This is a genomic window from Chryseobacterium sp. WLY505 (genome assembly GCF_030846215.1).
Classification (GTDB): domain Bacteria; phylum Bacteroidota; class Bacteroidia; order Flavobacteriales; family Weeksellaceae; genus Chryseobacterium.
Map to the genome: position 1 here is coordinate 261,088 of NZ_JAVCWI010000005.1, position 12,753 is coordinate 273,840.

The 12,753-nt window shown below is 36.0% G+C and carries 13 protein-coding genes; 10 read left to right on the plus strand and 3 right to left on the minus strand.

What is annotated here, in order from left to right; translation table 11 throughout:
• Positions 1-14: 14 nt before the first annotated feature.
• From RAH34_RS13185 to RAH34_RS13205, 5 genes are all read left to right on the plus strand, one after another.
• Entirely contained in the window at positions 15-431 is a 417-nt protein-coding gene (locus RAH34_RS13185) for an RNase adapter RapZ (RefSeq protein ID WP_114819822.1), read from the plus strand.
• A 68-nt stretch (positions 432-499) separates the two neighbouring features.
• Positions 500-1,213 (plus strand): nucleotidyltransferase family protein, encoded by a 714-nt coding sequence (locus RAH34_RS13190; RefSeq protein WP_114819821.1) that lies wholly within the window; start codon positions 500-502, stop codon positions 1,211-1,213.
• 9 nt (positions 1,214-1,222) lie between these two features.
• Positions 1,223-1,975 carry a TIGR00730 family Rossman fold protein gene (locus RAH34_RS13195; protein WP_306596438.1) on the plus strand — a complete coding sequence of 251 codons (753 nt, stop codon included), beginning with the start codon at positions 1,223-1,225 and terminating at the stop codon, positions 1,973-1,975.
• Positions 1,976-2,033: 58 nt separating this feature from the next.
• Positions 2,034-2,504 carry a DUF6702 family protein gene (locus tag RAH34_RS13200; protein WP_226798727.1) on the plus strand — a complete coding sequence of 157 codons (471 nt, stop codon included), beginning with the start codon at positions 2,034-2,036 and terminating at the stop codon, positions 2,502-2,504.
• A gap of 276 nt (positions 2,505-2,780) precedes the next feature.
• Positions 2,781-3,332 (plus strand): inclusion body family protein, encoded by a 552-nt coding sequence (locus RAH34_RS13205; protein WP_110008398.1) that lies wholly within the window; start codon positions 2,781-2,783, stop codon positions 3,330-3,332.
• A 92-nt stretch (positions 3,333-3,424) separates the two neighbouring features.
• Here the strand turns inward: RAH34_RS13205 and RAH34_RS13210 are convergent, their stop codons facing one another.
• Both RAH34_RS13210 and RAH34_RS13215 read right to left on the minus strand, forming a co-directional pair.
• Positions 3,425-4,849 carry a DUF5689 domain-containing protein gene (locus RAH34_RS13210; protein WP_306596439.1) on the minus strand — a complete coding sequence of 475 codons (1,425 nt, stop codon included), beginning with the start codon at positions 4,847-4,849 and terminating at the stop codon, positions 3,425-3,427.
• Positions 4,850-4,875: 26 nt separating this feature from the next.
• Positions 4,876-7,752, minus strand: coding sequence for a carboxypeptidase-like regulatory domain-containing protein (locus RAH34_RS13215; RefSeq protein ID WP_306596440.1), 2,877 nt, complete (start codon positions 7,750-7,752; stop codon positions 4,876-4,878).
• 247 nt (positions 7,753-7,999) lie between these two features.
• Between RAH34_RS13215 and RAH34_RS13220 the strand changes: the two genes are divergently transcribed.
• The 4 genes from RAH34_RS13220 to RAH34_RS13235 all read left to right on the plus strand — a co-directional run bounded on the left by RAH34_RS13220 (position 8,000) and on the right by RAH34_RS13235 (position 10,991).
• Positions 8,000-9,190: an endonuclease gene (locus RAH34_RS13220; protein ID WP_306596441.1), complete on the plus strand. Its 1,191-nt coding sequence runs from the start codon at positions 8,000-8,002 to the stop codon at positions 9,188-9,190.
• A 51-nt stretch (positions 9,191-9,241) separates the two neighbouring features.
• The gene (locus RAH34_RS13225) at positions 9,242-9,661 is read left to right on the plus strand and encodes a DUF6146 family protein (protein ID WP_306596442.1); all 420 of its coding nucleotides are present in this window, start codon (positions 9,242-9,244) and stop codon (positions 9,659-9,661) included.
• A 248-nt stretch (positions 9,662-9,909) separates the two neighbouring features.
• Positions 9,910-10,167 carry a hypothetical protein gene (locus RAH34_RS13230; protein ID WP_306596443.1) on the plus strand — a complete coding sequence of 86 codons (258 nt, stop codon included), beginning with the start codon at positions 9,910-9,912 and terminating at the stop codon, positions 10,165-10,167.
• Between the two features lie 56 nt (positions 10,168-10,223).
• Entirely contained in the window at positions 10,224-10,991 is a 768-nt protein-coding gene (locus RAH34_RS13235) for a GLPGLI family protein (RefSeq protein ID WP_306596444.1), read from the plus strand.
• Positions 10,992-11,126: 135 nt separating this feature from the next.
• Here RAH34_RS13235 and RAH34_RS13240 read toward each other — a convergent pair whose 3' ends face one another.
• Positions 11,127-11,723: a superoxide dismutase gene (locus tag RAH34_RS13240; RefSeq protein ID WP_047427203.1), complete on the minus strand. Its 597-nt coding sequence runs from the start codon at positions 11,721-11,723 to the stop codon at positions 11,127-11,129.
• A 279-nt stretch (positions 11,724-12,002) separates the two neighbouring features.
• Between RAH34_RS13240 and RAH34_RS13245 the strand changes: the two genes are divergently transcribed.
• The gene (locus RAH34_RS13245) at positions 12,003-12,752 is read left to right on the plus strand and encodes a 4-hydroxy-tetrahydrodipicolinate reductase (RefSeq protein WP_306596445.1); all 750 of its coding nucleotides are present in this window, start codon (positions 12,003-12,005) and stop codon (positions 12,750-12,752) included.
• Position 12,753: the final 1 nt, after the last annotated feature.

Genomic DNA, 12,753 nt, shown 5'->3' on the forward strand with positions numbered 1-12,753 from the left:
AAAAATAAAAAAATATGCTACACATCGAAATACACAGTTTTTCTTATAAGAAAGGAGGAATCCCTAAAGACAATACAGGAAATGGCGGAGGTTTCGCTTTTGACTGCCGTGGAATTTTAAATCCGGGAAGGATTGAAGAATATAAAATCCAGACCGGGAATGACATTGGCGTTCAGGAATATCTGGAAACAAAAACGGAAATGCCAAAGTTTCTGGAACTGGTAAAATCCCTTGTTTCTATCAATATTGATAATTATCTAGAAAGAGGCTTTGAACATCTTCAGATTAATTTCGGATGTACAGGCGGACAGCACAGATCAGTATATTGTGCCATAAAAATTGCAGAATTTATCAAAGAAAAATATCCCGAAGGAACTCAGGTAACCCTTCAACACGATGAACAACCGCAACTGAACATTAGTAATCAGTAATGAGCAATAAGTAATTCTCTCATTACACTTATATTACTCATTACCTATCATTCATTACTTATACTATTATGAAAGCTTTAATTTTCGCAGCAGGGAAAGGTACCAGATTGAAACCTTTTACAGATCACCACCCGAAAGCTTTGGCAAAAGTCAATGAAATTCCGCTTCTGGAAAGAAATATAAAATACCTGAAAAGCTTCGGAATCACTGATTTTGTTATCAACATTCATCATTTTGGAGAACAGATTGTTGATTTTCTCAATAAAAACAATAATTTCGGATGCAAGATTGAAATCTCTGATGAAACCAATGAACTTCTGGAAACAGGCGGCGGCTTGATATTTGCAAGAAAATTTTTAGATCACGGAGAAGATTTTTTAATCATGAACGCTGATATTCTGACCGATCTGAACATCAATGCATTGGTAGAATATCACAAAAAGATAAAAGATTTTGCTACTTTAGCGGTTTCGGACAGAGAAAGTTCGAGAAAACTCCTTTTCAATGATGATATGGTTTTGAGAGGCTGGCTGAATGTGCAAACCGGAGAACAGAGGCTGGCAGAATTCAATAAAGGCTTTAAAGCTCTTGCATTCAGTGGAATCCATTGTATCAATCCTGTCATCTTTGAAAAAATAAAAAGAACAGGCAAATTCTCTGTTATGGAAGAATATCTGGATCTTATGCAGACCGAGCACATACATGGTTTTGTACATGACAGTATTCTTATTGACGTCGGAAGACCTTCATCCGTAATAGAAGCCGAAAAACATTTTAAATAAATTTTTGCAATGGAAATTGATGGAACCAGGGATGAAAGTTTAGTAAATCCAGAACTTGATAGTAACGAAACAAAACTGCATAACAGTTTCAGACAGAAAACCTGGGACGAAACAATCACCAAAGACAGCTGGATGGTCTTCAAGGTCATGGCTGAATTTGTAGACGGCTATGAGAAACTGGCTAAAATTGGCCCATGCGTTTCTATATTTGGCTCTGCCCGACTGAAGCCGGAGAACAAATACTATGAAATGGCAGTAGATATCGCTGAAAAGATCACCAAACTAGGTTTCGGAATTATTACCGGAGGCGGCCCGGGGATCATGGAAGCAGGAAATAAAGGGGCTTTTAATGCCAAAGGGAAATCGATAGGACTTAATATTGACCTTCCATTTGAACAACATTTCAATCCTTACATCAATAAATCCTATTCTATGAATTTTGATTACTTTTTCGTGAGAAAAGTAATGTTTGTAAAATACTCTCAAGGTTTCGTAGTAATGCCCGGAGGATTCGGAACGCTGGATGAACTTACTGAAGCGATGACCCTGATTCAGACCAATAAAATAGGAAAATTCCCAATTGTTTTAGTAGGAAGTGAATTCTGGGGAGGACTACTGGATTGGTTTAAAGCAACTCTGTTAAAAGGGGGAATGATTGCTGAAGATGATCTTGATCTTTATCGTGTGGTAGATACGGCTGACGAAGCTGTAGCGCATATTAAGGCCTTTTATGATAAATATTCTGTGAATGTAAATTTTTAATTGGCATATTATTTGTGACTTATAACGAACAAGTATGATTGTAAATCTATTAATTAAGATGAAAAAACTTTTATATATATCAGGAATTTTAACATTTTTTGTGTTAATGAGTTTTATGTATGTAGACTTTTTCTCTTCAATGACCAAAGTTGACTATATTGATGGAAGCAAGACATTGAAGTTTACCACAAAAATGAATACAAGCCATATCTCTGACGCTATTAAAATTAACCCTAACACGGCAGGATTTGAGGCAGAGGTAAAAAAATATGTGAACAATAATTTTGATGTATTTGTCAATGGGTCACCCAAAACGATTACCTTTACGGGAAGTCAGGTCAGTGGAGAAACAGTATGGGTATATTTTGAAACCGGAGGTGTTTCGGATATTAATACCTTAAAGATTAAAAATACGATCCTTTTAAGCGCTTTTCCTAAGCAGATCAATCTGGTAAACATTGCCTATAAAGGCAGCCAGAAAACGATGAACTTCCAAAGAGGAAAAGAAGTGAATGAGGTTTCTTTTTAAACAAAAATTAGATTTAACCATTATAAAATGGGTACCCTGAAAAATTAAATTTTCAGGGTATTTTTTTGTCTGGGAAAACAAATCACATAAAAGAGATTAATTAAGTACAAATACCTAATCATAAATTTCAGCATTTTCACTCTAATATTTTCATTTCCAGCAATGTACATTTGTAATGTAATTACAACCCAAGAGGTGAAGCCGGAATCACTTAAATAACGGGGCGGAATCTGAAAAGCCAAATGAGTAAGAAACACCAGACAAAAACTAAATATCATGGAAGATATAGAACTAAAATCATCCAGTCAGGAAATTGATGTCCTGATCGTTATTGACACAGATTATGTAAGATCCACTTATCCAAATCCAAGTAAGGATCCTAATAATCCTACAGGAATTGATCACAACAGCCAGCATATGATCGTTTCAAATGCCAACGCTATTTCCGGACAGGGAACAGCTGATCTGAACTTCAGTGCAAGAGCCGGAGATATAGTTTCTTTCAGAGGAACATCAATCTATCAAAATTCTGATGATGCTGTGATCATCTACAATATTAAATACTGGTCCGGTGATCAGGTTTTTAACAGCTTTATGTACAATTCTGTTGAAAGAAGACAGGCTGCGGTACCTAATCTGAATTCTCAAAACGGTCTTCCTGCTGCCAGCGCTGATATTACTTTTGCAAGTATCGATTCTAAAGTAAAAGCTACAGGTACAGAGAATTTCTATGTACAGTTTGGACTTTATATTCTAGATCCGAATGACAGTAACAAACAGATTCTGTACGGTTACTTTTACTGGGATCCAACAATTACGGTTAAATAAACGCAAGTAAAATCTCGTATAAATAAAAATTGGGCAGCTTTCAAGCTGCCCAATTTTTATTTATATATTAGAATATATTTTATCCTAATGAATTACTCAATTTTGATGTTATCAATCTGAAGATCATACACTCCATCTTTTCCTGTTTTAAGGGCAAACATTGTTTTTCCAGCAGTAGTATTAAGATCGGTAAGACCTGTAAGCGTAAGCTCAATCAGTCTCCATTGTCCGTTCGTATTGATAGATCCGTTATATGAATTCGTACTTTCCGGGCTTAAAGTAGCACCTGTAGAGAATGTTGCTAAATTGAATGTATAGAAAGCAGAGGTATTAGGAGCTAACGGTGTTGCTCTGTATACATTGAAAGAAAGTGATTTTCCTGATGCAGTCCCTTTGATATACATTGTAATTCTCTTCGGAGCTGCTGGTATTCCTGATGCCGCATTCGCTGTAAATACATAGTCATTGGTACCAGGTGTACCTTTAATCTGAAGGGAGTTTGTATCATTATATCCCAAACCAAGACCCTGAGAGGCATAAGACATAAGTCCAAAGCTATTTAAACTTGACAGGAAAGATGGCCAGTTCTCAAAATCAGAGCTCGGGAAAAGATTAACGGCATTAGCAGATGGAAGTTCAGGCTCACCCGGAGTGAATCTGGCATTCGGGAAGTTAATATCATCCAGATTTCTGATATACGCCTGATCTGTGAAAATCGTTGCATTACTTGAACTGGTAAAACGGCTTAGAAGAAGAACGATATCACCGCTTTTTTCATATTTAGGAGAAATCGGAGATTTCGCAAACGTTGCATAGTTGCTGAAACGAAGGTCTAATCTTCCTGCTTTTTTATCCGTAATATAACGGTCACCTGTAGCTGATTCATCAGCAAAAGTTTTTGTCAGTTCAGGCTCTTCAAACTGAACGTTTTTAATTTTTACAAGCTGGTTGATGTGAGCACCGTTTTTCAAAGCATCAGAGATAGAATTGAACTCCAATGGCTTCATTGCAGCTACTACAGGCTTTTGTCCATCGCAAACTCTTGCCAGGTAATTGGATACTTTATTCGGGTTAATTCTACCGATAGGATAGTTTGGATCATAAGTACCTACTTTAATATTTCCGTTAACACCCTGAACGATCAATCCTTTCAGGTTAATTCTTACTAAAGCTCCTGTAGGATAATCAAGATATTGGTTTCCGCCATCGATATCAATCTCGATCCCTTGAGTCGGGTTTTCAGGTTTATCCTGAAGGAACATCATTTTGTAAATATTTCCTGACTCATCGCTTGAAGAAACATAAGCTTCAACAATGTAGTCTTCTTTGATAATATCAGCTTCACCCGGTTTTGCTTTTGCAATGGTAGCAAGGTCAGTAAGTGGGTGATTTGCAGCTGCAAATCTGTTGGTACATTTGATTTCCGGCACCTCATAATCATCAGTTTTTACACAAGACGAGAAGGACAGCATTGAAATGGCACTGAAAATCGCCGCTTTAAAATATATATTTTTCATTGTTTTCGATTTTTAATTTTAGTTGTTTAGAATCTGAATTGAAGGTTAACAAAATAAGATCTACCCTGATTATACCAATATTTAGGAGCGAATACCATATTTCCGCTGTCATAATCATTAGCATAGTCAGTATAATTAACGTTTCTCGTCTGCTCAAATCCACCGGTAATAAAGTTTCTGTTGTTAAGGATGTTATTGACCGATGCAGACACCAATACATAATACTTACCAATCATCCAGGACTTCCCTGCATTCACATTGAAGAAGAATGCTGAAGGTAATTTTGTAGGCGTAAGGACTCTTGCCAGCTCCTCTTCAGTGACATTATCTGAAGGTACACCAGGTGTATTTGGGTTGGTATAGAATCTTTCTGTTCTGGTTACCGGAGATGGATCCAGGAATGAATGTCCGAAGTAGTTCCATGTTGCTCCAAGCCACCAGTATTTAGGGCTGCTGTAACGAAGACCTAGTGTATATGCCTCCTGAGGAGTTCCACCCTGTCTGTAGTTTTTAAGGGTTGCTTCCCCCATATTGGTATAAGATCTTGATACGATATTTCCGTTTCCGTCAAGCTCTCTGAAAGTTCCAACGGCATCAGAGGCAAAATAAACGGTAGGGTTGTTCGTATAAGTATATTGTCCTACGCTTAATAATCCACTAGCTGTTAAAGTAGGAGTTACCTTTACCTGCGCCCCAAGCTCAATACCCATATTTCTCTTATTGGCTCCTGCCAATACCTGTGTAATGAAAGCACCATCCTGAATTGGAGCCTGTTCTCCACTTTCAGTTAAAGTCGTTAATTTAACACCCTGTGCGAAATATCTTTGTACGCTTGTTTCATTTTGTGTATTAACAAGGTAACCTGTCAGTCTAAGTTTAAGAATCGGAGTAGAGATTACATAGCTCAGATCGTTGGCATCAACAACAACATTTTTGATTCCGGGAGTGGTAACACCACTTACTCTTGTATTAAAGTAAATATCATTTAAGAAAGGAGATTGTGAAAAGTAAGCTCCGTTATAAACCAGGAAGTTTCTCCCGTTGATTTTATAGGTAACCTGTCCTTTAACACCAGCATTCCAGAAGTTTTGGCCTGCTCCTTTTCCGTAAGAAGACTCATAAAGATAATGTTGGAACAATCCTTCTCTGCTGTTCGTAGTATAACCGAACAATCCGGAAATAAAAACATCAAATTTTCCTGTTGAGAATTTGAAAGCGGGGTTTATTTTGAATTCCTGCCTTCTGAAAATATAGCTGTATCCGATTTTGTCACCTTCTTTTTTGGCAACATCCGTATCGCTTTCTCTTGTATTAAATTTTCCCCAGACACTTCCTGCATTGGTATTGGATGCAAATGGATCCATATTCAGGGCAAAATCAGCTCCTAATAGATCATTCACCTCTCTATATTGTTCAGATCTGTAGTTCTGATAAGATAAATTTAAAATAAAACGGGAAGTATCAGTGAAATTATACGTATAGTGGGTAGACACATTCCATACTTTATCATCTTTTACGTCATCCACAAGATAATAAGCCGCTCTTCTGCCGCCTAGTAACGCATTGTATTCTACGTTTCTGTTCGCATTATAAAGATTATCCCAGTTGATCTGTGTGTGCGATTCATCATCATTGGTCCACCAGTCTCTTGTAATTCCGATGTTGGCAGCCTGCTCAGGAGACGGATTTTTATAGTTTAACCAATAGCTTGGCAGATTACGGTAATAGGTTGGAGACGGGTTATTAGCTCTGTACCAATCCAATCTTGAGCTATACTCTTTCCCAAACTGGTAAGAAACAGACGTCCAAAGCTGAGAGTTTTTATTAATTTTCCAGAAATCCTGCAATTGGATCATAGGCTGGAAACCTCTTTTTACTCTTTCATTTCTTTTATCTCCGTTTTGCCATCCCCAGTAAGAGTTATAATGAACACCTCTGAAGTCATATACTTCCTGAGTACTTGGACTTGAAGAGCTTCTTGCATATTTAGATCCAATGGCATTTAAAGTCATCGTATGACTATCGCTGAATTTCTTCTCAATACCAATATATCCACTGTATGCATCATAAGCAGTACCATCCTGGATCCCTTCCTGTGCCCACCTTCTCGCGATCATTCCTGTAAATGCCCATCCGTTCTTATTCATTCCGGATGAAAATCTGTAGGATAATCTGTTGGTATAATTTCTGTTCGTCAGAGAGTAAGTCAGCTGACTTCCTTTTCTGTACTCGCTGGCTTTTGTATTCTTATAAAATACTCCGGTAGTTCCTCCGAAAGCATATTCTGAAGGTGCATGGTTAGCTGAAATTTCCGGATAACGGGTAATTTCGTTCAATCCTCCCCAGGTACTGAAGTCTACATCTCCATTATCTGCTGCGGCCATAGAAACCCCATTGATCATATTCTCACCTGTTCTGCTATCAATTCCTCTTGGACGGAACCAGTAAGGTCCTAAATCAAAACTTGCAATTCTGCTGAAAACATCCTGAGATGACTGTAATAATCCTACTGTTGCTGTTTGCTGTGCACCACCACCATCACTTTCTCCGGAATCTTCTATAATAGCCAACCCTTGATCTGCACCATTCAATGCAGAATAAAGAGTAATTACTCCAAGATCTTTTCTTTTCTCATCACTGGTTACGTCAAATTCAAAAATTTTAGTTTCAAAGTTGGGTTTTGTAACCATAATCTGATAATGTCCGGGCATCAAATCTTTAAATTGGAAATATCCGATTTTGTCTGCCTTTGCATCATTTCCTGCTCCTTTTAGATCTACATTTGCCTGCTCAACTGGCTTGCCGTCTGCATCCTTAAGATACGCAAACACAGTGGTCTGCGCATAATAATAGGACGCAGGCAGCAAAGTAAATAAAGAGATCAATGATAATTTTTTAATCATGAGTATATTTATTTTTTTAATACTTTTATTGTTAATTTTCAACAGTTTAAAAGTTGGGGGCACAAATTTAATCAAATTTTGCAATTCAGAACTTTTTTAACGTATTTTTTCCTTAACATTGCAATCTTTTAAGAATCATTATAAAAGAGAGACTCAAATTACTGCTTTTAAATTTACAAATATTTAAAACGCAGCGAGTTAAAAAAAAGTAAATTTGTAATTAATAGTATAATAAAACTCCAAAGAGATGAAGAGATTTTCGAGTCTGTTTGCCCTGTTTATTTCGATCGTGGCATTCTCCCAACAACAAGGAAAACTGAGAAAAGTAGCAACCGTAGGGTTTTTAAATGTAGAAAACCTTTGGGATACTATTCGTTCAGCAGATTATATAGATGGAACCAAAGACATTAAGAATCCTGCTTTCCACAGAAGTATTCCTATGGATTCAATCCAGTTTCTGGAAGCTGAAAAATATGACGGGCCATGGAGCGATGGTGCATTAAAAGGTAAAAAAGCAGTAAGAATACAAAGTGGCTCTGAAGAATTTACCCCGAAAAGTGCAAAGAACTACGGAACTAAAATTTATAAGGCAAAACTGGCCAACGAAGCTAAGGTAATTTCTGAAATGGGAGCACAATATACCAAAACAGCTCCGGCAGTAGTAGGCTTAATCGAGGTTGAAAACAGACAGGTCATTCAGGATCTTGTGAACGAACCTGCCTTAAAGAAATATGACTACGGAATTATTCATTACAACTCTTATGACTACAGAGGAATTGACGTTGCATTGATCTATCAGAAAAGAAGGTTCACTCCTACCAATTCATTAAAAAAAGAACTGGTCATTTACGGTGACAACGGAAAAAGAGAATATACAAGGGACATCCTTGTCGTAACAGGTTTTTTAGATAATGAAAAAGTAGCATTTTTTATGAACCACTGGCCTTCAAGAAGAGGAGGTGAAGCCATTTCTCTGCCTAAAAGAAATGCAGCTGCTGCATTGTTAAAACAACAGATGGACAGCGTAAGAACCGCAGATCCGACAACAAAGCTTTTTGCTATGGGTGACTTTAACGATGATCCTGTAAGTCCAAGTTTAAAAAACCATTTAAAGGCTCAGGCCAATCCAAAAGATTTAAGCGGGGAAACTCCTTATCTAAATCTGATGTATCCTTTATATAAGAAAGGTGTTGCTTCTTTAGCTTATCAGGATGCTCCCAACTTATTTGATCAGATTATCGTTTCTAAAAATGTGGTTTCAGATCAGGTAACTAAAGAATATTCCGTTTACAAAACAGAAATTTTCGCTCCTGCTTACCTTGTCAATAAAGAAGGAAATTACAAAGGATACCCCTTCAGATCATGGAATGGAGACCAGTTTACAGGAGGCTACAGTGACCACTTCCCGGCATTTGTAGTTCTTCAGAAAGAACCATAAAACAGTTAGGCACTCTTATTGGAGTGCTTTTTTTATATAAATACCTATATCATGAAAAATATTATTTTATTAGTAATAATTGCATGGGTACCCTTCAGCTGTTTTTCTCAGGAAACACCAAAGAAAGATCAAGAGCAACATGAAATGAAGCCTTCAAAAAATGAAGACGGAGAATGGGAACTTACGGTCATTGACACCCAATTTGATTATTTCCTGAGTGCTGTCGCCAAACCTATCAGCCAGTATACAGAATCTTATCTGAAGACAAAAAACACATTTTTGGTCAATGAGTGGAACAGCTATTATCATTCCGGCAGATACAGAAATATTATTGAATCCGGAATCGATTATGATCCTAAGGAAAATTACGGAATCAAGTTTGAGTATAAATTGTATCAGGTTTTCGTGTATGTAAACTGGAAGTATAAGCTAAGACTGAACGGGTTATCCGGAAGCGATGCGATAAGATAGATTTTAAATAATCCTTAATAAAAAAGGTTCAGCGTAATGCTGAACCTTTTTTATAGGAATGCTGTTAAAATTCCATTGAAATACTCAACAGAAAGTATTTCTTAATAGTATTCCGAATTTTCGTAGTAAAAATACAATCCTTTTTAAACGATGCGAAAACAACTAAAAAACAGACACTTAAAATAAAAAAATAATTCACAAACAATTTGATTTATTTTATATTTTAGTACCGAATTAAAAAACTCATTATGAAAAAAATTATTTTATTAGCAGCTTTCGGAGCTGCAGGATTAATAAATGCTAAAAGCATGTTAATGTTAAATAGTAATTTCAAGGTTACAGAAATCAGAGAAAAGGAAAACAAAGTAAAAGCATTTGGGTGTATACAGGTTTTTGTTCAAACATCTTGCGGGCTTAATTCATACACAACATGGTGTAGCGAATGGGGGACCGAGTGTTTAATGAGCGATGCAGAAGCCGTTGAACAAATTAACTGCCATCAGTAATAAAAAAAATAACTCAGATAGTAAATAAACTATCTGAGTTTATAATTAAGTAAAAAATGAAAAAAATAGTATTAATGCTTATTATTAGTATTACAAGTTTCATTCAGGCACAAGAAGTGAAATCACATACTGCATTTTATTATAAATATACATTCATGCGTGATTCCTTAGATAAAGGCCGAAAATTTGACGAAACGATGGTACTACTTTCAGATGGTAAAGAATCTATCTATAAAAGCTTCTCAAAAATGCGTAGAGATTCAATCGTACAAAGCAATTTTGCGAAAGGGAATTACTCTATAAACTTTGCCGCCATGCCACAAGCAAGGGTAAATCATGAAGTATTTTATAGTGTAGATAAAAAAATCAAAATACTTGATAAAATTGTCAATAAGTTTTACGGATATCCCGCCGAAACAATAAACTGGACAATAGAAAACGAGAAAAAGAAAATAGGTGAATTTAATTGCCAAAAAGCAGTTTGTACATTAGACAACAGAAAGTTTATTGCTTGGTTTACGTCTGATATTCCATCGAATGATGGTCCATTCCGATTTAAAGGCCTTCCAGGGCTGATTGTTGAAGTATATGATTTAAACTCGTATTTTACATTTAGTTTGATTGGTATTAAGAAACAAAACTTGATTATAACTTTACCAAAAAACTTTATTGAAACAACAAAAGCAAATTTCATTAAAGAAAGAACCGATTTTTATGCAGATCCTGCCGGAAAAGCTAAAATGTATATGGGGAATAGTGTCCAATTAGCAGACCCAAAGGTTATTAACGAAAAATTTAAAAAAGACAATCTATTCTTAAATTAAAGGATAAAGGAGACTGTCTAAAAAGCACCTTTCTCTAAAACTTCTTGTCTGACAAATTTTGTCATTTAAGAAATTCTCAGAGTATTGGTCTACCTTTTGAGACAGTCTCCTTTTAATTTTTATAATAACTGAAAATTATTTATTGAATAATTCCTCTACTTTATCCCAGTTTACTACATCAAAGAATGCAGAAACATAGTCAGGTCTTCTGTTTTGGTAGTTTAAATAATAAGCGTGCTCCCAAACATCTAATCCTAAAACCGGAGTTCCTTTAACGTCTGCTACAGGCATTAATGGGTTATCCTGGTTGGGTGTAGAAGAAACAGATACAGAACCGTCAGCATTTTTTACCAACCAAGCCCATCCTGAACCAAATCTTGTTTTAGCAGCCTCAGAAAAATCAGTTTTGAATTTATCAAGACCTCCGTAGTTTTCAATAGCAGCTTTTACATTTCCTACAGGCTCTTTGCTTCCTCCAGGTGTTAAAATTTCCCAGAATAAAGAGTGGTTGAAATGACCTCCTCCGTTATTTCTTACTGCTGGCTTATCAGTTCCTGTCTGGCAGATCTCTTCAATAGTTTTTCCTGCTAGTTCAGTTCCTTCAATGGCTTTATTTAAATTGTCAATATATGCCTGGTGGTGTTTTGTATGGTGGATCTCCATAGTTCTTGCATCGATCGTTGGCTCTAATGCATCGTATGCATATCCTAGTTTTGGTAATTCAAATGACATAATCTTTATTTTTAATGTTATATTTCAAAATTAGCCAATATTTAAGGTATTATCAAGGATTGCGGATTACTTTAATAAATCTTTAACATTGATATATTGATTTAGAATGAATTAAATTTTAAATATTTTTAATCTCATCAAAAAAACTCTTCATTGTGAAGCCTTATATCCTATTCAAAGCATCGTTTATTTTCAATTTCGTAACTTCCACAATATGAAGTAAATTTTTATACAAAAACACTTTTATCACTGAATATTTAACCTTATATACTTATTATTATGAAAATTGGACTTTTTGGATTCGGAAAAGCAGGAAAAGCTGTAGCCTCAGTTATTCTTCAAAACAAAGATCATTCTCTGCAATGGATCTACAGAAAATCAAGCAGATCGTCTGCCAGAGATGCCGCAGATTTTCTTGGGGTGGAAAGTGATGATCCCGGTCATTTTTATTCAGAGAAAAAAATGAGTGTGGAAGAATTACTAGAAGAGCATCCCGTAGATGCCATTATCGACTTTTCATCACAAGATGGAATTTATACTTACGGAGAATCTGCCGCACAGAAGAAAGTAAGAATCATATCCGCTATTTCACATTATTCAGATAAGGAAGTGCGTTTCCTGAATAAACTGGCTCAGAAAGCCATTGTATTCTGGTCACCTAATATTACTTTGGGTATTAATTATCTGCTTTATGCCGCTCAGTTCTTAAAAAAGATTGCTCCTTCTGTAGATATTGAAATAGTGGAAGAGCATTTTAAAGATAAACAGGGAATTTCAGGAACAGCTATCCGTATTGCAGATGTTCTGGATTTGAAAGATGAGAAGATAAATACGATCCGAGCCGGTGGAATTGTAGGAAAACATGAGGTTATTTTCGGTTTTCCATTCCAGACGGTAAGGCTTATTCACGAGTCTATTTCAAGAGATGCCTTTGGTAACGGAGCTTTATTCGCTGCCGAACATCTGATCAATAAAAAACCAGGCTTCTATAAATTTGAGGATTTATTACATCCTTATTTCAAAGTATAGA